We start from the raw sequence: 21,562 nt of genomic DNA, 5'->3' as shown, positions 1-21,562 counted from the left end.
TTTAATAGCACCCAAAAAGAGTGAATTACGATGAAAGATAGAAAAGCAAAAGCAAAATTGATTATATTATTAGGAATTATTTGGATAATTGTATCGTTACCACTTCCTTGGATTATAAATAATCCACTAGTTTCAGAATCCCAATTTTTCACAATTCTTGGAATTATTGGTATTATTTCTATTCCATTTGTTGCACTTGGAGTAGTATGGACATTAAAACCAGAACTAACAACTTAGGAATATAATTTGAAAGACATACCAATTTCAGGCAAGCTTCCTGAGTTAGACATTGCTATCAAAGCAGCACAAGAAGCTGGAAACGTAATTTTAGAGATCTATAAAGGAGAATTTGAAGAATTTACCAAAAAAGATGATTCTCCAATTACGGAAGCTGATCTAAAAAGTAATGAAATAATCAAAAAAATTTTGTCTCAAACAGAGTACAAAATTTTATCTGAAGAAGACAATGATGATCAAAGTAGGTTATCAGAGGAGACAATCTGGATAGTTGATCCATTAGATGGTACTTCTGATTTTATTGATAAGACAGGTGAGTTTACCGTTATGATAGCACTTGTAAAAAGCAAAAAGCCAATTCTTGGTGTGATAGGTTGGCCAACTGAAAAAACATTATTTGTTGCACAAGAAGGAGAGGGTGCATTTAGATATTCAAATGGAGAATGGAAAAAAATCACAGTAACAACAACTAATGAACTTTCAAAATGCAGAACAGTTGGATCAAGACATCACCTATCAGACAAGGAAAAGGAGTTTATCAAAAAATTGGGAATTGAAGATTTTACAAGTATAGGGAGTTCATTAAAAGTTGGAAAAATTGCATCAGGTGAAGCTGAAGCATACATTACAACTACAGACAAAATGAAAGAATGGGATTCGGCAGCATCACATTGTGTAATTTCTGAGGCTGGAGGAAAAATAACCGATATGTTAGGAAACGAGATTTCATATAACAACAAAGAAGTTCATCACAGAAATGGAATTCTAGTAACAAATGGGATTATTCATCAAACAATAGTTGATGAATTTAAAAAATTAGAGTAGGTTTCTTGATTTAAGAAATTCCTTAACTTTGTTTGCACTATCATCAAGTGATTCGTTTTCTGTATCAACTATGAGATCTGCTTTTTCAGGAGCTTCATAAGGATCGTCAATTCCTGTAAATCCTTTGATTTCTCCTTTTCTTGCTTTGGCATACATGCCTTTGACATCTCTTTTCTCACATTCTTCTAGTGAACATTTGACATAGCATTCTGCAAACTGATCACCTGCATCAACAATAGTTCTAGCATTTTCTCTATTCTCAAGATATGGTGAAACTAGAGATACTGCACTTGGAACACCATGTTTTAACAATAGTTTTGCCAAGTGTGCAACTTTTTTGTTATGTTCATCACGTCCTGCTTTTGAGAAATCTTTTGGAGAAAACCATTCTCTTAGTTCATCTCCATCAAGCATTGCCAAATTTGGAATATCTTTTTGTAAGTCTTTTACGATGGTAGTCTTTCCTGAACATGGAAGACCAGTCATCCAAAGAACAAAAGGTTTCATGTAAAAAATTTCTAAATTGCCCATAAAGAGCTTACGTTAATTTTGAACCCAAGATTGGTTTTCTAAATATTCAATCTCTTTAATCATATCTTCCATTTTTTTTGAAATTGTCATAACCGATCTAAATTGCTCATACATGTCAATCTCTTCTTCTTTTGACAAAACTTCAGCTTCTGCTTTATCAAAGAAATCTTCTTCTTTGTTCATATGATCCATAAGATACACAGAATATGTCTTGAGATATCGGGCAACAGGTTCTCTTGCATCTTCACCTTCTTTCCATCTTTTAAGATGTTTTTTAATTTGTAATGCAATTCTCCGAGAAAACTCATGCTCAATTAACAAGCCTCTAATCTCTTGTTTTAGGTGATCATATGTTGCAACACATGGAAAATAGGAATCTTCTTCTCTAGAATAGTGAATAGAATCTAAAAATTCTTCAATAATTAATGTAATTTTATCAATATCAGAAAAAGGAATATCTTTACCTGCATAAAGTTCTGTGTAGCATTTTATGATAACTTTTTCTAATCTTCGTATTTGTTTATGATCTTCACGTAATGTCTTAGTACCACTCAAGTAAGGAAATTACATCTTGGTTGATTTAATGTGTATCTAAAATTACAATTGTGCCTAAAATAATCAACCAAATCTAGTTTAATTTTTATCCAAAGATTTTGAGATACAATCAGAAATGAATCCAATAGTATTATCTATTTTAAATTTGATAACAGGTCAGATTAGTGAAACACCATTAGCTAATTTTGATTCTAGTTTAATTTTTGAAAAATTTACAGAGGTACAAAATTCAATTGGAACATTATCATCTCAGGATGGTTTTATTGCACCTGCTCATGTAATTTTACTTGCTGCAGGAGTAGTCATCTTTCTGGGAGTTGCAGGCGAGGCGTTTTTCAAAAGAACTGGAATTCCTGATGTTGCCTTTTTGATGATTCTAGGAGTAATTTTAGGTCCAGTACTTGGATTGATTCAACCAGAGGCCGTAATTCAAGTGGTGCCGTATTTTGCAGCACTTGCATTGATAATTATCATGTTTGATGGAGGATTGAATTTAGATATCAAACATGTGATAAAGACTGCACATTTTTCATCAACACTAGCTATTCTTGGTTTTATTTTATCAGTTGCAGTGATTGCAGCGGGTGCACATTATGCATTAGGATGGCTTTGGTTAGAGAGTATATTGTTAGGTTCGATTGTTGGAGGAAGTAGTTCTGCAATAGTATTTGGATTGGTAAGAAATGTCAAAATTTCAGAAGAAACAAAATCAATGCTAAGTTTTGAATCAGCATTAACCGATATTTTGGCTACAATAGTAGCATTCATTCTATTTGAAGCAGTACTTGCAGGAACATTTGATTTACAAATATTACAAGAAACTATTGGAAGGGCAGTTGTTGTAGGTTTAGTTTTAGGATTTGGTGTAGGAGTTCCTTGGATGTATGTATCAACAAAGCTTGGAAATGCTCAACATGCATACATGCTCACATTAGGAATTTTGTTTGTACTATTCTTCTTGGCAAATTCATTTGGAGAATCAGGTGCTTTGACTGCATTAGTGTTTGGTTTGATGTTGGGAAACAAAAATCATCTAGCACGAATTCTTAGATTCAAACTACCAAAGATTGAGATGGATGATCCAACTCACAATCAACTTACATTTTTGGTTAGAGCATTTTTCTTTGTGTTTGTTGGATTAATGGCAAGTTTTGGACAAATAGAATACATGATATTTGGAATTTTGATAACAATTGCAGTTTTCTTTGGAAGAGGAATTATTGCAAAAGTAACATTAACAAAAAGATTCTCTAAATTAGATAAAGCTGTTACAAACGCTATGATTCCTAGAGGGTTAGCTGCTGCAGTGCTTGCAACATACCCAATAACTATGGGTCTACCAAATGCTGAAGCTTATCCGCAAATGATTTTCTTCATTATTTTATCATCAGTAATTATTACAACAATTGGAATGGGAAGATCAAAAAATATTCCGCCTCCAGAATCAACCGAGGGTGGATTTGTGAAACCACCCGAAGATTCTGATGATGCATCTAAAGATGAATCAGAAAATATTGAAGGTATTGTTGATGAGTCAAAAGAAGGTGGATTTGTGAAAAAAGTAAATTCTCAAGAGTGAAAATTATAGATCAAGGGATTCTTTGAGACCTTTGTACCTATTTCGGATAGTAACCTCAGTCACATTTGCAGCCTCAGCAATATCTCTTTGAGTTTTATCCTCACCATTTTTGACACATGATAGGTATAATGCTGCAGCTGCTAACCCCATTGGATCTTTTCCTGCTGAAACCTCATTTTCTTGTGCTTTTTTGAGCACTTTGACTGCATATCTTTTTGTTTTCTCTGCAATTCCAATTCTGCTTGCAATTCTTGCAACACATTGAATTGAATCAGTCACTGGCATCTTCAAGTCAAGTTCTTTGACTAGTAATCTGTAACATCTTGCAATATCTTTTCTTTTGATGTTTGCTGCTTGTTCAACGTCTTTTAGATTTCTTGGAGTTTCAGTGTCACGACATGCAGCATAAAGTGCTGATGCCATCAAAGCTGAAATGGAACGTCCTCTAACAAGTCCCTTGTCTAATGCTTTTCTGTAAATGTAAGCTGCCTTTTCAATTACTGCATCTGAAATTGCTAGTTTGTCTTTGAGTCTGTTTAACTCACTAAATGCTTGTCTAAAGTTTCTGTCAACTGGTTCATGAACCTGGCTTCTACTATCCCATGTTCTTAATCTCTCAATAGTACTTTTCATTGAAGCTGTAAGTGGTCTTCCAGATGCATCCTTGTTTACTGGATTAATTATTGTTGCAAGACCCATATCATGCATAGTCAACGAAGTAGGGGCTCCAGCTCTAGCTCTGTCACCATGTTCATCTTGTGTAAAGGAACGCCATTCAGGACCTGCTTCTTGTAATTTTTCAGTGATAACAAAGCCACATTTGGAGCAAAACATCTCACCGGACTCATTATCAGTAACTAATTTTCCCTGTGCACATCTTGGACAGAGCTCTTTTGTTTTACTTACCATAATTGATTCTGGAGTCCTAGAATTGATGGTATTTATGAATCAACAAGTCATTTTAAGTAATTTTTGAGCCTGTGATTACCCAGAATAGTCATAATGCAGTTGTAATAATAAAAAATATGAATCAGTTTTGGATTGTACCCTTTCTAGTTGGATTATTCTTTCTAATACCAAGTATTCATGCTGAAACTCTAGTTCAGAACCTAGAAGGAGGAATGAACATTGAGATTACTCATCCTGATGAGATTGTAGTTGGTAGAGAAGGAATTATCTCAATTTTGGTAAAAAATAATGGATGGGAAGAAAAACAAGATATATCATTTGAGTTTTCATTATCAGAAATTCCAGGATTAATTGTAGAACCAAACAAGGTGATAATTGAGAAACTAGCTACAGGCGGTTCGTACGGAGAAAATGTTAATCTTAACATAACAAAAGATGCCAGTCCAGGAATTCATTTTCTTAACATAAAATATTCTCAAGTTCTAGTTTCAAATAACGAAACACCACAAAAACCGTTTTATCATGATATTGCGATTCCAATTATAATAAAAGAAGACCCAAATGTAACTATTCACACAAAGACACCTGAATCAATTTTTACAAATGCAGAATTTCCAATTGAAGTTGAAGTGATATCTGAAGATATTGATATTACAGATGTTAAAATCAAAATTATTCCACCTAAAGATATTGAATTTAGAGGTGAAACAATGCATTCATTTTCTAAAATAGAAAAAAATACTCTTGTAGGAATTACATCACGAATTATTACTCCTACTAATGAAGTAAATACAGAATACAAGTTACCATTTGAAATTATTGTACAATACACTGATGATGTTGGAGATCAAAAAGAAGATTCACAAACTGTTTCAGTAGTATTACGACCTAGAACTTTTATGGAATTGACAACTGATGGTGGAATCTGGATTGGAGATTTCTTTATTGCACCATATGTTAGCCTTGGAACAATTATAGGAATTCCAGCTGGTACAATCATATCACTACTAGTTAGAAGAAAAACATCTCCAAAAAAACGTAGTAGAAAGAAAAAAGTCTAAGATTCTAGTTTTTCCTTAATACTTTGAATGTATTTTTGACTATATTTTGTGAATAGTTGAATTTTTGGTTGAGATAATGCCATAGCTCCAGGTCTACTATTAACATGATCTTCTGCAGCTTGTTGTTGCTCTAAGAGTTTTTCAAGATTCTCTTTTGATTGTGATTCTAGTTCTGAGACTAGAGTTGTAAGTTCATTTTCTAAAATATTTTGTGTATCAGGAATTGCAGGTGGTTCTGCACCAATAATTTCTTTTGTGGTAATTTTTCCAAATACTTTTTCATCTAAATAATGCAACAGCCAAAAATGGAGAATAGTGTTATAAATTCAATTTGGAAGAATTTCAAAGTGCGTTGCAGTGCAATCAAATCTTTTATCTTTGAATAATTTCTGGCTTCAATGATGACTTATTGTATTGGGAAATGCAAAGAGTACAAGGCTCTAAAACCCTCACAAATTGGAAGATACGCATCTGGACAAAAGAGATGTAATTATTGTGAAGTGTTTGTAGACTATGATGGGTTGACTTGTCCATGTTGTAACAGACAACTAAGATGCTTGCCTAGAAGTAGAAAAGGGAAAGAAAAGTATCTTTCTCAAATGGTAATAAAAAAGAAAATTCTAAACTAAAATTGATTCGCATAGAAATCAAAGATCACTTATAAGAAATTGATATAATCAAAAATATGGCAATACCACCTGATATAGAAGATTTTGTTGAAAAACATATCAAGTTAATGATATCTCAAACAGAATCATATCTGCCTTTTATCAAAGTTGCATTCCCATATTCAAAGAATGTAGCTGATGGCGTATACAATTTAATCATAGGTAGTGCTTTGTCTGTATTTGTAAATCAGTATGCAATGAGAATGAAAAATCCAACGGTGGAAGATTTTTCAGAGTTTGGAAAGATTGCACTAAAGTACAGAGATCAAGTTGATCAATTCTTCAAATAATTAGGCTAGTTCACCTAGAAAATGTACAATATCATTTGTAACAATTACAGTTCTATCTTTTGGAACACGGTATAGTTTTTTTGAATCATTAGTTTGTACAATTAATTTTGAAAATGGATCTTTAAGTGATTTGTATAATATTCCTTTATCACCAACAGATTGTGACCAATGAGTACCTTGAACAAACGAAATTGTTCGAAATTTCACAACTTGATATGAATAAACCATTTCTAATCAATTAGATATTAGCGCACTCATTAAGGATTTTCCTCCTATTAGGGCTCCAATAGATAGTCCAACATTGGCAATAATGTTAGCTACAAGTGTTCCGTATTGATTATTTTCCAATAGATTACTAGAATCAAGTGCAAATGAAGACATTGTTGTTAAAGAGCCACAAAATCCTACTGCTGCAAAAAGAGAATATCTTCCATCTAGATTCCATTGTTGTGATAGAACAACAAACACGCCAAGAATAAATGCTCCAATTATGTTTACTATCAAAACGTTTAGTGGTAATGTGTTGAAAAGCAAAGGAGATTCTGTAATTTTGTATCTTAGAAATGCTCCAAGAACAGAGCCAGCTGCAAGAAAAATAAACTCTAATCCCTTCATATTTTGTTCATAGTTACAGACGTTATTAGTGCTATTTGAGGCATTTTGGGTTCAAAAATACCTAATTTAGTTTTGAGGTGAAATCAGGTCAATGGTTTTTATAGGTTTGATATTTTTTCCAGACTAAATGACTCTAAAATTAAGATGCGACGACTATGGTTTTGAATGTCAATATGAAATTGACGAGGAGAAATCCATTGGTACAATTGAGAAATTAAGAAATCATTTTGAAGAAGAACACGGAATTGATTATACTGTTGAAGCAGTTACACAAATGATTCAAAATCGTGGCCACTCTTTAGAATCAATTAAAAAATAATTTTAAAAAATAATTTTTCATTTTTAACATTTAATACAATGTATGTTGTATTGATTTTAATTAGTAGATTTTCCCAAAAAGATCAGGAATTTTTTGTTTGTAAAGTATAGTTTTGATTACAAAATTTCCTATAACAATTTATTTTTATTTTATGCTCACTAAAAGTAGTTAATAGTGGTAGAAAATTATTCAAACGATTATGATGTCAAGTGTGAACTAGACGCTTGCAAAACCTACCCTGCAATAACAGATTCTGAACGAGGAGAAATTGTTTGTGGGGGTTGCGGTCTTATTCTAGTGCAAAACTTAGCTGACGCATCATACGAAAACAATGGTTACACTCAGGAAGACTTTATGAAGCAATCAAGAACAGGTCCTGCAACATCATTAACGATGTTTGACAAGGGACTATCAACTGTTATTGGAAATAATAAAGACTCTTCAGGAAATGCATTATCAAGCAAAACAAAATATGAATTCAATAGACTCAGAACATGGGATCAAAGAAGCAAATCAAGAAAAACTGCTACTTTGAGCAAAGCATTTACTTTACTTCACTCAATGAAGACAAAATTAAGTGTACCAGATAACGTTGTAGAAAATGCTGCATATATTTACAGAAAGGCAGTTAGTGCAAAACTAACACGGGGAAGAACAATGGCATCATTGATTTCAGCCTCATTATATGCAGCATGTAGAGAAAACAACATTCCAAGAACATTAGACGATATTGCAGGAGCTGGTAATGTAGAGAGAAGAATACTTTCCCGAGATTTGAGAACCATAATCAAAAGGCTTGAATTGAATCTTAATCAATATGATACTGCCTCGTTTATCTCAAAAATTTCAAACAACATGAATTTGAAAGAAAAAACAAAACGTGGAGCATTTGAGATACTAAAGCGCTGTGAAGAAGAGAAAATTACTGCTGGAAAACACCCTGTAGCACAAGCTGCTGCTTCATTATACATTTCATGTATAATTAATGGAGAAAAGGTCAGTCAAAAGAAATTCTCAATAGAAGCAGGAGTAAGTGATGTAACAATTAGAAACAGAACTGTTTTGATTAAGAAAATACTAAAGCTTGATGAGTAGAAAGTCTAAAAATCCTACATGTAAATTGTAGGAGAAATTATTTTTTCATAAAATACATCTTTTAATCTATTTACCAAGTCCATAATTACACGTAATTGTTCCATTGTAATTTGCTCCAAGTCCTTTATCCTATCATGTAATTGAGATACCTCAAATTGTAATCCTGATTTTTCATTTTTTAGAGTAGATATTTGACCTTGAAGATTTTTGTTTTGTTGTTTTAGTTTTTCATTTTCTTCAGTCAATCTTTGAATTTTTTCTGATTCAGTTTCTCCTGGAAATGGATCTGGAACAGGTTCAGGATCTGGAAGTGGCATTGGTTTAGGTTCTGGGGAAGGTTCTGGAAGTCTTGGGGGTTCAGGATCTTGATCAGTCTCAGATGCAAATGAAGATTGTATGCTAAACAAAAAAATAATTGCAATCAAACTAAATAGAAAATTTATTTTCATTTTATACCAAAAGATTTAGGACAATTTTGTATATGAATATGATTACTGATTGTTAAGAATGAAAAAGAAGATTATTTGTAGAAATCAGGTTCTTGATCTCTTTTTTGTTTTGGAAGATCATCCATGACAGCTTGAACCACTTCATTGTGATTATATGTCAAGTGTCTGAGAAACTTTGCAGACTCGTCTGCTCTAGTTTTCTCATCGGCAAATAACATCTCAGGGCTGCTAAGCTCTGCCATCATTGTATTGCATTCTTGGCATGGGTCAAAGTCAAGATACAGTTTCATATTTTGTCTCATTGTCCTTAGTATTTAGACTATTTTATGGATTGGGTAGGAGGTACCTCTTTTTTTCGAGGCTTTACCTTATCAATTGCATCAATTAGTTCTTGTTGAGATATCTTGATATCTTTGAAGTTTTGTGCTTTACCGCCAACATATTTTTTGAGAGCTGCAATTGCTGCTCTGTTTGCAACTGCCGCAATTTCTGCTCCACTGAATCCATTAGTTAATTCCACAAGTTTTGCAATGTTTACATCACTTGCAAGTGGCTTCTTTTTTGTGTGAATCACAAAGATGTTTTGTCTTCCTTTTGCATCAGGATTTGGAACTTCAATGATCCTATCAAATCTTCCAGGTCTAAGTAATGCGTCATCTACAATGTCTAGTCGGTTTGTTGCACCAACTATCAACACGTTATGTAGTTCTTCTAATCCATCAATCTCAGTAAGAATTTGAGATACCACACTTTCTGTGACATGTGATTCTGAACCACCACTGCCTCTTCTGGGCACAAGTGCATCTACTTCATCTAAAAAGATGATACATGGTGCTGCTTGTCGTGCTTTTCTGAATATTTCTCTGACTCCTTTTTCAGATTCACCAACCCATTTTGATAGTAATTCAGGTCCCTTTATGCTGATAAAGTTGGATTCCGTCATTTTTGCAAGTGCTTTTGCAATCAACGTTTTACCAGTACCAGGGGGACCATGAAGTAAGATTCCTTTGGGCGCTTCAACATCAACATAGTCAAAGGCCTCTTTGTGTTTAATGGGCCATTCAACTGCTTCACGTAATTCTTCTTTTAGTTCATCAAGACCACCAACGTCATCCCAACTTACATTAGGAATCTGTACTTGGACTTCACGCAATGCGCTTGGTCTGACCTCTTTTAGTGCATCTCTAAAGTCTTCACTTGTGATCTCTATCTTTTGAAGTATTTCTGTTGATATTTTATCTTCATCAAGATCTATTTCAGGAAGAATTCTGCGAAGTGATCTCATTGCAGCTTCTTTTGATAATACTTCCAAATCAGCTCCTACAAATCCATGTGTTATCTTTGAGATTTGTTTTAGATCTACTTTTTCATCTATTGGCATTCCACGTGTGTGAATTGAAAGAATTTCAAATCTTCCTTCATCATCTGGAATTCCAATTTCAATCTCTCTATCAAATCTACCAGGTCGTCTAAGAGCAGGATCAATAGAGTCTGGTCTATTAGTAGCTGCAATCACTACAACTTTTCCTCTAGATTCCATTCCATCCATCAAAGTCAAAAGTTGAGAAACAATTCTCTTTTCAACTTCTCCTGAAACTTCGTCTCTTTTTGGAGCAATGGAATCTATTTCATCAATAAAGACTATACTAGGAGAGTTCTCTTCTGCTTGTTTGAAAATTTCTCGAATCTTCTCTTCACTTTCTCCATAGTATTTGCCCATGATTTCAGGACCACTAAGTGAGATAAAGTGAGCATTAGTTTCACCAGCTACTGCCTTTGCAAGAAGTGTTTTTCCTGTGCCAGGAGGACCATACAGTAAGACTCCTTTTGGAGCTTCTACGCCTATCTTATCAAACAATTCTGGGTGTCTCATGGGTAATTCAACCATCTCACGAATCTTTTGGACTTCATTTTTGAGACCGCCTAATTCGTCATAGGTTATTCTTGGAATAGAGGCATCTATTGCCTTAGTCATTGTACCGAGTTTGAAAATTGTGTTTTCAGTAACAATTACTGGTTTTGAAGGCTTTGTACTAGTTACAATGAATTGAACTCGTCCACCCATTTGGGTATTTAGAGATACTGCATCTCCAGTTGTAAATACATGATTAAGATAATTGTAAGCCATGTATTCTTGTAATCCTTCAGCAGATATTTTTTCAGTTGGGGACAAAACAATTTGTTCAGCATTAGAAGCTTCAACTGATTTTAAAGAAATTTTATCACCAATTCCAGCTCCAATATTTTGTCTTGTCATTCCATCAATTTTGATAACCCCTGTTCCATATTCTTCAGGATTACCTGGCCAAAGTTTTACATGTGTTTTTTTGTTATATGTTAATTCTAAGATTTGACCAGTATTCCATTTTTGATCCTCAATAATTTTTGGATCAATGATCGCTCTTCCTCGTCCAACATGTTGTTGTGGAATTTCATCAACTTTTAAAATAATTTCACTCATTTTTTCACCTCAAAAATTAAAGGGGGTTTATTCAACCTCCACCTTTTTCCCTGTTGGTTTTTCTTCAACTAATTTGAAGACTAGTTGTAAAATTCCATTTTTGTACGATGCCTTTGCAGAATTCTCATCAACTTTGTGTTTAAGTGGAACTTTGGAATGATATTTCTTGTCACCATGTTCTGCAGAAAGATCTACAATTTTGTTGTTGACAACAATTTTGACATCAGTCTTTTCAACTCCTGGCATCTCAGCTATGAGTTTTACGACTTTTTCTTTTTCATCAACAATTGTGTCAACTATTGGTTCGCGTGTATCAGAAGCTGGAAGTTGGCCTGGTTTGACGTTTCCATATTCTTTTACAACAGGTTTTCCATCAGGACCCACGGTCATTGTATAACCATAATAAAATGGGCCAAATTCAGAACCATTTCCCTTGAATTCCTCAAACATGTCTTCTGTGTTAAAAAAAGATCTAGACATTCTCTTGAAGATTCTATCAAATTCACTATCAAAGAACATTGTCATATTCACCTATATTATGTAATATCTATGACATTATATAAAGATTATTGATATTTCTTTGATTTCTTACATAATCCTATTATAACTGACATAATATAATAATCTTAATGAGACTAACAAGCATGTCTGTACCTGAGGTTGTTAGAGAGATAATTACCAGAAATCGTTCAATTTATGATTGTATGAAGATGGATTTGATAAATTACACAGCATTAGCAGTAAAGATTCAACCAGAAATTGAAAGAATTCTTGGAAATAGTGTTAATCTCAATACCATAGTTGTAGCAATCAAGAGATATGCAGATTCATTTGAAATTAAAGAAGAAGTAAAAGATGAACCAGTTTTGAAAAATGCAAGGTTGGCTTTGACTGACGGAATAATGGATATTAAATTTTCAATTAAAGATTCCAATCAGATGGATCCAATGGCAATTTTAGATAAATTCTCAAAGATTACAAATAACTATGAATTTTTTAGAATGTCCGATTCCTTTAGATTCCTCACAGAAGACATGGAAGATATTAGAGAAATTTTTGGTAATGTTTCAAATAGAGATGGTATATTTAGTACTGGTCTTGCAAAAATCAAAATCACCATACCAAATTCACAAAATCAATCAGACGTAGTTTCCTATGTTGCAGAGGTATTACATGCAAATGGTATTGAACTTGTAAATGCTTTTTTCAGTCAGGATAATATCATAATCATTCTAAATGAAAAAGATGCATCTAGGGCATATGAGATTTTACACTCAGACATAATGAGAGCCTAAAAGTAGGCACGTATGCATAATTTATGTAAATAAACTCATAGGGATATATTCAGTAATTTTCTTGGGTAAGCAAATGGCTCGAAATAAGAAAAAAATTGTCATTTTAGGAGGAGGTTTTGCTGGGGTTGGGTGTACTAGGAGATTAGAGGAATATTTCAAGAATGACTCAGAAATCGAGATTGTTTTAGTCAGTGAAGATAATTTTCTACTATTTACTCCAATGTTACCACAAGTAGCATCTGGAACTATTGAAACTAGACATATTGTAATGCCAATTAGAACAATTACAAAAAAAGCAACCTTCTATGAAGGTAGGGTCAAAAACATTGATCCATATGGAAAGATAGTAAATTTATGGGGGAGTGGAAACAAGAGAGGAATTTCACTTCATTATGATTTTCTAGTAGTTGCATTAGGAAGTGAAACCAACTTTTTTGGGATGAGTGACCTTGAAAAAAATGCATATCAAATGAAGACACTCAATGATGCAGTCATGGTTAGAAACAGAATGATAGACATGTTAGAGCAAGCAGAAAACGAAACAAATCCAATTTTAAAAAAAAGTCTTCTAAATTTTGTTGTTGTAGGTGGAGGTTTTGCTGGAGTTGAAACTGCTGGAGAGATCATGGATCTTTTGTTAGATGTTAGAAAATATTATCCAAATATCAAAAAAGAAGACATTCATGTTGTAGTATTAGAAGCATTACCAAATATTTTACCAGGTTTTTCTGAAAGTCTTGCAAAATTTGCACAAGAAAAACTAACAGAGCATGGAATTGAGATCAAACTGCAGACAGCTGTGACTAGTTTTGATGGAGATGAAGTGATGATAAAGAGATTAGATGTAGATAAAGATGTAGTAGATGATTCAATTGTAAGTTCAATTCAATCAAAAACTGTAATTTGGACTGCAGGAGTAACTCCAGTTAACACAATCAAAAGATCATTGTTCAAAACAGACAAAGGAAAAATCATTATTGATAAGAATTTGGAAGTAAATGATTTTCCAGGTGTATTTGCAATTGGAGATTGTGCATTATTTTTGGATCCTAGCACTCAAAGACCATTTCCACCAACTGCCCAAATTGCTGAAGCTCAGGCAAAAATTGCTGCAAAAAATCTTCATGCTTTGATTAGAAATGAAGAGAAAACAGAATTCACATACGAATCAAAAGGCCAAATGGCAATTATTGGTAAGAGAACGGGTATTGCATCATTTTTAGGAATGAATATTCATGGAATTTTTGCGTGGTTCCTTTGGAGAAATATTTACCTCTCAAAAATTCCAACATGGGATAAACGATTTAGAGTGTTTCTGGATTGGACAGCTGATGCAATTTTTGATAGAGATATCTCAAGACTCAAATTTATGAGACGTGAACCAGAAAAAGAATACAAGGTTCTTGATGAAGTCGATGATGTTTGGTAATTAGTTTAGTTTTCTAATTTTATAGATAATTATTGTAGGAGCTGCAAAATACATTCCAATATTCATTAGAATAATTCCTATTCCATAAGAGATCATTTCTTGTTCAGAATTGATTTCAGCATAATTTAGAATTGAAAGTGTAGATAACATTGGAGTAATTGATAATTTTACAATTTCTTTGAACAACGGAAATTCACGTTCTAAGTCAGCTATAGTTGGAGAAAATGAATAATACAATTGATTAAATCCGCTCATAAATGCAGTTCCAGATTGTGTTGCAAGAATAGTATTATCTCTTAACTCTCTTAACTTTTGAACTTGAGGAGCCATCTCAGAGCCAAATGTAGCAGTTGCAATCAAACATCCACCGTTTTCTTCGATAGAAGAATTGTTTGTATTATCTTTAGACAATATTTCAAATGCGTTTATAGTTTCTTCAAATTTTGGAAGTTGAGAGGCAAAATCATCTATCCCATTAGAATATGAAAGTGTATAAAATTTTTCTTTATCATAAATGATTATCTCTTTAAATTTTACATTTAGATTTTTGCCATCTTGTGAAAAATATCCTTCAGCATTTGTTTCATAAGCTTGGTATTCATTTATGGTAGTCTTTTTTTGTGAAAGAATTTTGAGGCTACCTGATTCAATTACTTCCCTAAGAACTTCGTTTTTTTCTTCAATAAGATCATCTAATGATCTTTGATTTGTATCCTGTACTGTTAAAGAGATAACAGGATTTGTAGCTCCAACTTTAGGCCCTACAGCATAAACATCTGGAGTTCCTTCTGTTTTTTCTTCAGGTTCTTGTAAAAGCCATCCTGCAGGTGCAGTAAACATTACTTCATGTTTAACACTCTCAAATTTTTGATTATCAACTGGATCCAGTGTATCTGATAACGTTCTTTCAGGTTCTGAAAGATTTAACAGATCTGGAATTTCAGATTGGCTTACAACTGTAACTTTAGTAATTCTAACTTGTTCAGGATCTAAAGGCTCATCTCTATTTCCAGTAGAAACTGATGCAATTTTATCAAGTGTTTCAAAACTTTCTTGAGTCACAATTCTTCCAAATACGGTATACTGTTCATCAAGAAAATTAGAATCTTGGTGCACGATAAAGAATTGCGAACCACCGCTGTCTGGATCTGCAGATCTTGCCATCGATACAATTCCACGATTATGTTTAATGTTATTAAATTCAGCATCTAGTCTTGTCTCAGGACCTCCTGTACCCCAAGTGGTTGGATCACCATCAATAGTATTTGGATCACCACCTTGAATCATAAATCCTGGAATTATTCTATGAAAAAGTGTTCCATCATAAAATCCGGTCTGTGCTAAGCTAATGAAATTTTGTACATGTATTGGTGCATCATTAGGGAAAAATCCTATAACGATTTTCCCAAGCTCAGTTTCAATAATTACAACTGGATCTGTTATTTCAATCATGTTAAATTCAATTTGAGCAGTTGCTTCATTTATAATTCCAATTGAAAGTAATGAGAATGTAATTACAAGTAATATTTTTTTCAATATTTTTTCCCATTCCGTCTTACTTAAAAGCCAATTGTATTAGTTTTTAACAAAGTCAGACAGATTATTCCTATGCAACCTGATGAAAAGATTCAGGCACATATTGTTTCAATATGGAGGGAATCAAAAAAATTTCTATCAATTGGTGGGAAAGAAGGAATGTTGGTTCTTACTGATAAACATCTAATGTTTATTCATAAAACTGAAGCCAAGATGAAGTGGTGGAAAGCAATTACTCAAAGACAGGTGATAAATTTTATCAGATCAAAAAATACCATGATACGCCATGATGGTTATAATGAAGAAGAGTTAATGAATGATGTAGAAGATAAAAGAAATACAGAATTATCATTTGATGATATTTCTGATATTAGTTTTGAAGAAAAGACTTGGGGAAGTGTTTTACAGTTAGAGTATGAAAAAGACGGGAAAAAAGAAAAATTTCAGTATTCTATTGCTCAAGATTGGGTAAAATATCCAGCTAAAGAGCCTACAAAATACATGAAAGTAGACTGGGCACCATTTGTGCAATATATTAAAGACAGACAGAAATTTACAAAGTAAAATTGGGAAAAGTTTTCGCTGTAGGTGTAGGTCCAGGTTCACCGAAACATGTAACAGAAATCGTCAAAGAGATAGTTCAAAATTGTGATATTGTGATTGGATACAAATACACTCTAAAAACAATTGAACACCTTCTAGAAGGAAAAGAAATTCATGAGATTACAATGAATAATCAAGAAGAGTCTTATCAAGAAGTTCTTCCAAGATTAGGAGATAAAACTCTAGTAATACCATTTACAGGGGATGTGAATTTTTCAGAATCAGAGGTTGTTGATAGATTAATTGAAATTTTTGGTAAAGTGGAAATTGTTCCAGGAATTAGTTCAATACAAGTTGCAGCAGCAAGGGCACAAGTACCACTTGACAAATCCAAAGTAATTACTATGCATGTAACAACTCCGATTGAAGATAAAAAATTAGAATTGCAAAAAGCATTGATTGATGGGTATAGTGTTGTTTTAGTTCCAAGACCTTGGCCAAAACAACCTGACAAGCATTTTATGCCATCAGAAATTGCAGTTTATCTTCGTCAAAACGGTTTTGATACTGGAAAAATTAAGGTTCATGTTTTTGAAGCCATAACTACTAATGATGAAACTAATTTTGAAGGAACAGTAAACGATTTGGAGGGTAAAGAATTTTCAGATTTGTCAGTAATGGTATTTCATCAAACAAGTTTAGATTCTTACATGAATTATAGATGGCAGTGGGAAAACTAATTTCCTAGATTTTGACCTTGTCTAAGAACTAAATTATCTGAGCTAGGAAACACATATGCCACAATTTTCATCCATGGATAATCAGGATCATATAATCTGTAAAATCCTGCATCATCAAATGTTATGTTAACAGAGCCTCCTGGTGCAATATTACCAGTTGAAATTCTCCCATCAGGATCAAATGGATTATGCCTATCTCCATAATTTTCTTTTCCGCTAAGAATACTATGAGACACAACATCATTATTTACTAAAGTAATTGTAGAACCAGGTTCTACTGAAATTCTATCCTTAGAAAAATACCCCAATCTTGTTGAATCCGAACCACTTGTATTGAGTCCAATATAACTATCAGATCCTCCTTGTGAAGAAGCACCTTTAAGAATACGGAGTGTAGTGTTTTTTGGTTCTTCTATTGTTGTGGTTACTGTGTTAATTTTTGATAGTGTAGATAATTTTGTAGTGTAGATAATTTTGTAGGTATCATCAGATGTTGTAATTCTACCAGTAAAACCATAAATTGTTGCATCTTTACTTTCTGCAACTAGTCTTCCAAAGAAACTAATTGTTGTATCCTCTCCACTTGAACTTTCTACATTTCCATTAATACGAATATAACGGCCTTCACGCAAAAATTTTCCTTCTAATTCCGAAATAATGAATTCTTCATCATCAAGTGTGATAAATCCATCTTCAATTACAAAATTAATGGTACTGCCACGTTGGTCCTGAGAAGATAAACCTAGATCGATTTCTGTAAATTTTATTTGTTCTTCAGTTACAGCAAAGCCAGATCCCTCTAAAAGAAATGCTTGATTTGTAGAAACTTCTGCAAATGATTCATTGAAAATATATCCTGAAAAAACTATGAGTAATACTACTAATGATATTGCTAGCTTCATAGTAGATTTGTCCTCTAATTTGGTTTATAATTTGCTACTAAATTATTTTAGACTCAATAGGCAAATCCTAAAGGGATTAGATATCAAGACCAGGCATCTGAAGACCTTGTTCTTGAGCCATCTCTATCATGTAAATTTCCAGATATCCACCTGATAATAACAATCCAACAACAATTCCTATCTCAATTACAGTGGGTTTGATGAAGGTTTTAAGATCGATTTTTTTGGTGATTGCTCTAATCAAAATAAAACTCCTAGAAATTCCTAAAGAATAAGCTGTTAACTCCATCAATCCAAATGGAGACAAAAATAGAATGGCCAATGGTGGTATTTGTTGTAAAATTGGTGCGGTTGTAGTTATTGCTGCAAATGCAAATCCTGTTGACCAGGCTGAAAAGAGTCCCCATACAACACCAAATCCTGGGATAAACATCGGAAGTGCTATTGTTGTATTATGAGTAAATATTCCAAATCCATCAATATCCAAAACTAGTTTTTCAAATTCTGACATGAAAACATCTGCTTCTTCTTGGCTTACTGTAGACATTGAACCAATTTGATATGTTCCTGCAAAGATTCCCATGAATATGAAAAACAATGAGATTCGAAGTTTATTCACAATACATTACAATTAGAACAATATTTGAGGGTTCGTAGGCGCAGATTTAATTAAACCACATCATATTTTTTGATATGAAAAAGGAATTATCCTTTGCATTAAACTATGCATTAAACAAAGGATTCCAGATTCATCCAGATGCTTTTAAAATCTTAGAAAATGTAGATGTGAAAAAACTAGAGAAAATAATAAAGGAAATTGTTAGGGAAAAAACAAAACAGAAATTATTTCAAATTAACCAAGATGATCTAGAGACATATCTTGGAATCAAAGATGACCCATCATTAGAAAGTGAAGTTAAAGTTTTGTTGGATCCCACAGATAAGATAACCACTGGTGAGGGAGTAAAGGGGTATAATGCATTATTTTCTAGCCGATTTAACAAACTAAAGCGAATAATTTCAGACAGACCAGAAGCTAGAATGTTAAAGTCTCTGACTTTTGTAAAAAATGAAAGATCTGAGGATGACATGTATGTTTGTGGCCTAGTGACTACAAGAAATAGTGAGAGAAATGTCACAAAATTGGTTTTAGAGGACCCATCAGGCTCATTTGAGGGGATTATTTTTGATAATGAACTGCAAAAGACTGCAGATACACTTCTGTTAGACCAATTTGTTATGGCAAGAGTTAGTGTAGGAAAAAACTCTGGATTCATCATAAAGGATTTGATTTTGCCTGATATCCCTGATCAGGCTACAAACAAATCTGAATCAGAAGCATATGCCATATTTTTGTCTGATTTGCATATTGGAAGTAAGTATTTCATGGAAGAGGAGTTTACAGAGTTTATCTCTTGGATATCTAGTCCAGACCCCACTGCAAGAAAAATCCGATTTATCTTAATTGGAGGAGATGTGGTTGATGGAGTTGGGATATACCCAAATCAAAATAAAGAATTAGTTTGCCAAACTATAGAAGAACAACTCAAAAAAGTTGAAAGTTTGATTGACCAAATTCCAAAAAATATCAAAATTATCATAATGCCTGGAAACCACGATCCAGGAAGAAGAGCTCTTCCACAACCAGCAATACCAGAAAAATACAACTCTGGATTATGGAATAGGGAAAATGTCATTATGGTTGGAAATCCAGCTGTTGTCTCATTAAATGGTGTTAAAGTAATGATGTTTCACGGACAAAGCATTGATGATATTGTAAAGACCACACCAGGCCTTAGTTATGACAAACCAACAAACGTTATGAAGCATCTCCTTAGAGCAAGACACCTAAGTCCAATTTATGGCAGCCAGACACCAATTGCTCCTGAAATGCAAGATTTGATGGTAATTGAGGACATTCCAGATATCTTCCATGTGGGTCATGTCCACAAGGCTCAATTGGATATGTACAAGGGTATTTTGTTAGTAAACTCAGGCTCTTGGCAAAAACAGACACCATTTCAGGCAAGTGTTGGAATGACTCCAAATCCAGGAATTGCTTTGTTGGTAAATTTGAAGACCTTTCAGGTTTTCCACCAAAATTATAATTCTAATCTAGACAATATCTTGCAAAGTTAGATCATCTTTGAAGGTCTTTTTTATCATTTCAGATGAAACTGTTAGTTTGTATTTTTTTGTCCTACCATGAATCCCTTGATGGACAAGTCTTCCAGAGATTATTCCAGAAAGTTCAATCTCACTTAGCATTTGGGTGATTCTTCTTTGTGTTAGTTCATCTCGCCCAACTACCTTACAGAGATTTTTGTATGATGAGTAAATTTCCCCAGTAGATGAGCCGTTGGCCTTCATTATAGCAAGTATGACTAGTTTTTCGTGTAGAGGATATGATTTGAGAGATGTTTCCTCTTTGTTTTCTTCAATTTTTAGAGAAGCGTCTCTGACATGGTTTTCAGTTACTTTATCTGATTGTTGTCTTTCAGCTAATTCCCCTGCAACCCTAATCAAATCAATTGCTCGCCTTGCATCACCATGTTCTCCTCCAGCAAGAGCAGCACATAGGTTTAGAGCAGAATCATCTACAGAATTAGCCTCAAAAGCCTCAGAGATTCTCTCCTCTAGAATTTTTTTTATCTGTTCAACATTATAATTTGTAAAAACAATCTCTTCTTCTCCTAGACTGCTAATCACCCTAGGATCCAGTTTTTCTTTGAATGTTAGGTCATTAGATATTCCAATCAAAGTCAGTGAACCAGTGTCAAGGCTCTCATTTGCTCTAGTTAATTGGTAGAGGATGTCCTTTCCAGTCTTTGAAACTAATTCAGCCAAATAATCAATCTCATCAATTACAAAAACCACATTGATTTTTTCCTGATCAATATTAGTTAGGATTCGTTTGAACACCTCACTAATGGCCAAGCCGGTTGAGGGTAGTTCTTTGTCTGTTAGGCCTAATTGACGCCCAAAACTGACCAATAATCCATAAAGTGTGGTCTCTTTTTTTGCATTTGAATAGATTAGTTTTATTGGGAAATTTGATTTCTCTACCCTCTCTTGTATTTTTGAAATGACTTTTTTGACGACAAGGGTTTTGCCAGTACCAGGTTTTCCATAAACTAGAAGATTTGAAGGTCTTGATTGTTTGAGAATTGGTAATAGTGATTGAGTTACTTGTTCTTGCTCATTATTTCTATGTTGGATGATTTTTGGAATATATGTAAAATGTAGGATATCTCTATTTTTAATAATTGATTTTCCAGATTCAGCTGCATCTAACAACCTATCAATCGGATCGGACATACTCACACACCTTTGTTTCCTATCAATATCATCATATCCATATCTGAAGTAAGAGAGTATAGAATAGAATAGTAATTGTAGTTTAGTTTGTAATTAATTATTTTTAGTTAATTTTTATTTTTTCTCAAAAAAAAAAAATTAAGAAAAAGAAGAGTGGAAATATTGGTGTGTGGGTTGATAGATGGGTTAACAATCTGTTAATTTT

Annotated in this window: 27 protein-coding genes; 13 read left to right on the top strand and 14 right to left on the bottom strand. The window is 33.3% G+C overall.

Features of this window, described 5'->3' with window-relative positions; translation table 11 throughout:
- The first annotated feature begins 30 nt into the window (after positions 1-30).
- Both ACX12B_RS02385 and ACX12B_RS02380 read left to right on the top strand, forming a co-directional pair.
- Positions 31-237 carry a hypothetical protein gene (locus ACX12B_RS02385; protein ID WP_459352449.1) on the top strand — a complete coding sequence of 69 codons (207 nt, stop codon included), beginning with the start codon at positions 31-33 and terminating at the stop codon, positions 235-237.
- A 9-nt stretch (positions 238-246) separates the two neighbouring features.
- Complete coding sequence (locus ACX12B_RS02380) at positions 247-1,062, top strand: 3'(2'),5'-bisphosphate nucleotidase CysQ family protein (protein WP_459352448.1); 816 nt, start codon at positions 247-249, stop codon at positions 1,060-1,062.
- Here the strand turns inward: ACX12B_RS02380 and cysC are convergent.
- Together cysC and ACX12B_RS02370 are read right to left on the bottom strand one after the other, a co-directional pair.
- Positions 1,054-1,569: an adenylyl-sulfate kinase gene (cysC, locus tag ACX12B_RS02375; protein ID WP_428326107.1), complete on the bottom strand. Its 516-nt coding sequence runs from the start codon at positions 1,567-1,569 to the stop codon at positions 1,054-1,056. The genes ACX12B_RS02380 and cysC overlap by 9 nt on opposite strands.
- A gap of 36 nt (positions 1,570-1,605) precedes the next feature.
- A complete protein-coding gene (locus tag ACX12B_RS02370) occupies positions 1,606-2,148 on the bottom strand; it encodes a hemerythrin domain-containing protein (RefSeq protein ID WP_459352447.1) in 543 nt (180 codons plus the stop codon).
- A 115-nt stretch (positions 2,149-2,263) separates the two neighbouring features.
- Between ACX12B_RS02370 and ACX12B_RS02365 the strand changes: the two genes are divergently transcribed.
- Positions 2,264-3,727 (top strand): cation:proton antiporter, encoded by a 1,464-nt coding sequence (locus tag ACX12B_RS02365; RefSeq protein WP_459352446.1) that lies wholly within the window; start codon positions 2,264-2,266, stop codon positions 3,725-3,727.
- 3 nt (positions 3,728-3,730) lie between these two features.
- Here the strand turns inward: ACX12B_RS02365 and ACX12B_RS02360 are convergent, their stop codons facing one another.
- Positions 3,731-4,636: a transcription initiation factor IIB gene (locus ACX12B_RS02360; RefSeq protein ID WP_016939443.1), complete on the bottom strand. Its 906-nt coding sequence runs from the start codon at positions 4,634-4,636 to the stop codon at positions 3,731-3,733.
- Positions 4,637-4,752: 116 nt separating this feature from the next.
- On the opposite strand from ACX12B_RS02360, the gene ACX12B_RS02355 reads away from it, so the two are divergent.
- The gene (locus ACX12B_RS02355) at positions 4,753-5,697 is read left to right on the top strand and encodes a COG1361 family protein (RefSeq protein WP_459352445.1); all 945 of its coding nucleotides are present in this window, start codon (positions 4,753-4,755) and stop codon (positions 5,695-5,697) included.
- On the opposite strand, the gene ACX12B_RS02350 is transcribed toward ACX12B_RS02355, so the two are convergent.
- Positions 5,694-5,993, bottom strand: a complete 300-nt coding sequence (locus ACX12B_RS02350; RefSeq protein ID WP_459352444.1) for a hypothetical protein — start codon at positions 5,991-5,993, stop codon at positions 5,694-5,696. The genes ACX12B_RS02355 and ACX12B_RS02350 overlap by 4 nt on opposite strands.
- Positions 5,994-6,095: 102 nt before the next feature.
- Here ACX12B_RS02350 and ACX12B_RS02345 point away from each other — a divergent pair, with 102 nt between their 5' ends.
- Positions 6,096-6,326, top strand: coding sequence for a hypothetical protein (locus ACX12B_RS02345; protein WP_459352443.1), 231 nt, complete (start codon positions 6,096-6,098; stop codon positions 6,324-6,326).
- 56 nt (positions 6,327-6,382) lie between these two features.
- Positions 6,383-6,655 carry a hypothetical protein gene (locus tag ACX12B_RS02340; RefSeq protein ID WP_459352442.1) on the top strand — a complete coding sequence of 91 codons (273 nt, stop codon included), beginning with the start codon at positions 6,383-6,385 and terminating at the stop codon, positions 6,653-6,655.
- On the opposite strand, the gene ACX12B_RS02335 is transcribed toward ACX12B_RS02340, so the two are convergent.
- Positions 6,656-6,883 carry a hypothetical protein gene (locus tag ACX12B_RS02335; RefSeq protein WP_459352441.1) on the bottom strand — a complete coding sequence of 76 codons (228 nt, stop codon included), beginning with the start codon at positions 6,881-6,883 and terminating at the stop codon, positions 6,656-6,658.
- A gap of 6 nt (positions 6,884-6,889) precedes the next feature.
- The gene (gene crcB, locus ACX12B_RS02330) at positions 6,890-7,270 is read right to left on the bottom strand and encodes a fluoride efflux transporter CrcB (protein ID WP_459352440.1); all 381 of its coding nucleotides are present in this window, start codon (positions 7,268-7,270) and stop codon (positions 6,890-6,892) included.
- Between the two features lie 127 nt (positions 7,271-7,397).
- Here crcB and ACX12B_RS02325 point away from each other — a divergent pair, with 127 nt between their 5' ends.
- Both ACX12B_RS02325 and ACX12B_RS02320 read left to right on the top strand, forming a co-directional pair.
- Complete coding sequence (locus tag ACX12B_RS02325; RefSeq protein WP_459352439.1) at positions 7,398-7,589, top strand: DUF1059 domain-containing protein; 192 nt, start codon at positions 7,398-7,400, stop codon at positions 7,587-7,589.
- Between the two features lie 174 nt (positions 7,590-7,763).
- The gene (locus ACX12B_RS02320; protein ID WP_459352438.1) at positions 7,764-8,684 is read left to right on the top strand and encodes a transcription initiation factor IIB; all 921 of its coding nucleotides are present in this window, start codon (positions 7,764-7,766) and stop codon (positions 8,682-8,684) included.
- 14 nt (positions 8,685-8,698) lie between these two features.
- Here ACX12B_RS02320 and ACX12B_RS02315 read toward each other — a convergent pair whose 3' ends face one another.
- The 4 genes from ACX12B_RS02315 to hsp20 form a co-directional block, all read right to left on the bottom strand.
- Entirely contained in the window at positions 8,699-9,109 is a 411-nt protein-coding gene (locus tag ACX12B_RS02315) for a hypothetical protein (protein ID WP_459352437.1), read from the bottom strand.
- Between the two features lie 95 nt (positions 9,110-9,204).
- Positions 9,205-9,423, bottom strand: a complete 219-nt coding sequence (locus ACX12B_RS02310; protein WP_048083098.1) for a hypothetical protein — start codon at positions 9,421-9,423, stop codon at positions 9,205-9,207.
- A gap of 29 nt (positions 9,424-9,452) precedes the next feature.
- Positions 9,453-11,594, bottom strand: a complete 2,142-nt coding sequence (locus ACX12B_RS02305) for a CDC48 family AAA ATPase (protein WP_459352436.1) — start codon at positions 11,592-11,594, stop codon at positions 9,453-9,455.
- A 27-nt stretch (positions 11,595-11,621) separates the two neighbouring features.
- Entirely contained in the window at positions 11,622-12,119 is a 498-nt protein-coding gene (hsp20, locus tag ACX12B_RS02300; RefSeq protein WP_459352435.1) for an archaeal heat shock protein Hsp20, read from the bottom strand.
- Positions 12,120-12,238: 119 nt separating this feature from the next.
- On the opposite strand from hsp20, the gene ACX12B_RS02295 reads away from it, so the two are divergent.
- Positions 12,239-12,889, top strand: coding sequence for an ACT domain-containing protein (locus ACX12B_RS02295; RefSeq protein ID WP_459352434.1), 651 nt, complete (start codon positions 12,239-12,241; stop codon positions 12,887-12,889).
- A gap of 73 nt (positions 12,890-12,962) precedes the next feature.
- A complete protein-coding gene (locus ACX12B_RS02290) occupies positions 12,963-14,318 on the top strand; it encodes an NAD(P)/FAD-dependent oxidoreductase (protein WP_459352433.1) in 1,356 nt (451 codons plus the stop codon).
- Here ACX12B_RS02290 and ACX12B_RS02285 read toward each other — a convergent pair whose 3' ends face one another.
- Positions 14,319-15,854 carry a peptidylprolyl isomerase gene (locus tag ACX12B_RS02285; protein ID WP_459352432.1) on the bottom strand — a complete coding sequence of 512 codons (1,536 nt, stop codon included), beginning with the start codon at positions 15,852-15,854 and terminating at the stop codon, positions 14,319-14,321.
- A gap of 72 nt (positions 15,855-15,926) precedes the next feature.
- Between ACX12B_RS02285 and ACX12B_RS02280 the strand changes: the two genes are divergently transcribed.
- Together ACX12B_RS02280 and cbiE are read left to right on the top strand one after the other, a co-directional pair.
- Positions 15,927-16,418: a hypothetical protein gene (locus ACX12B_RS02280; RefSeq protein WP_459352431.1), complete on the top strand. Its 492-nt coding sequence runs from the start codon at positions 15,927-15,929 to the stop codon at positions 16,416-16,418.
- A gap of 2 nt (positions 16,419-16,420) precedes the next feature.
- On the top strand, positions 16,421-17,137 hold the full coding sequence (cbiE, locus tag ACX12B_RS02275; protein WP_459352430.1) for a precorrin-6y C5,15-methyltransferase (decarboxylating) subunit CbiE: 717 nt from the start codon (positions 16,421-16,423) through the stop codon (positions 17,135-17,137).
- Here cbiE and ACX12B_RS02270 read toward each other — a convergent pair.
- Positions 17,134-18,039 carry a cupredoxin domain-containing protein gene (locus ACX12B_RS02270; protein ID WP_459352429.1) on the bottom strand — a complete coding sequence of 302 codons (906 nt, stop codon included), beginning with the start codon at positions 18,037-18,039 and terminating at the stop codon, positions 17,134-17,136. The genes cbiE and ACX12B_RS02270 overlap by 4 nt on opposite strands.
- 76 nt (positions 18,040-18,115) lie before the next feature.
- On the bottom strand, positions 18,116-18,661 hold the full coding sequence (locus ACX12B_RS02265) for a stage II sporulation protein M (RefSeq protein ID WP_459352502.1): 546 nt from the start codon (positions 18,659-18,661) through the stop codon (positions 18,116-18,118).
- 71 nt (positions 18,662-18,732) lie between these two features.
- Here ACX12B_RS02265 and ACX12B_RS02260 point away from each other — a divergent pair, with 71 nt between their 5' ends.
- Entirely contained in the window at positions 18,733-20,178 is a 1,446-nt protein-coding gene (locus ACX12B_RS02260; RefSeq protein ID WP_459352428.1) for a DNA-directed DNA polymerase II small subunit, read from the top strand.
- Here the strand turns inward: ACX12B_RS02260 and ACX12B_RS02255 are convergent.
- The gene (locus tag ACX12B_RS02255; protein ID WP_459352427.1) at positions 20,155-21,357 is read right to left on the bottom strand and encodes a Cdc6/Cdc18 family protein; all 1,203 of its coding nucleotides are present in this window, start codon (positions 21,355-21,357) and stop codon (positions 20,155-20,157) included. The two genes, ACX12B_RS02260 and ACX12B_RS02255, sit on opposite strands and share 24 nt — an antisense overlap.
- Positions 21,358-21,562 lie beyond the last annotated feature (205 nt).

Source organism: Nitrosopumilus sp. S6, from assembly GCF_054515815.1.
Note: the sequence above shows the minus strand (reverse complement) of the source record. Positions and strands in the feature narration are given on the sequence as shown.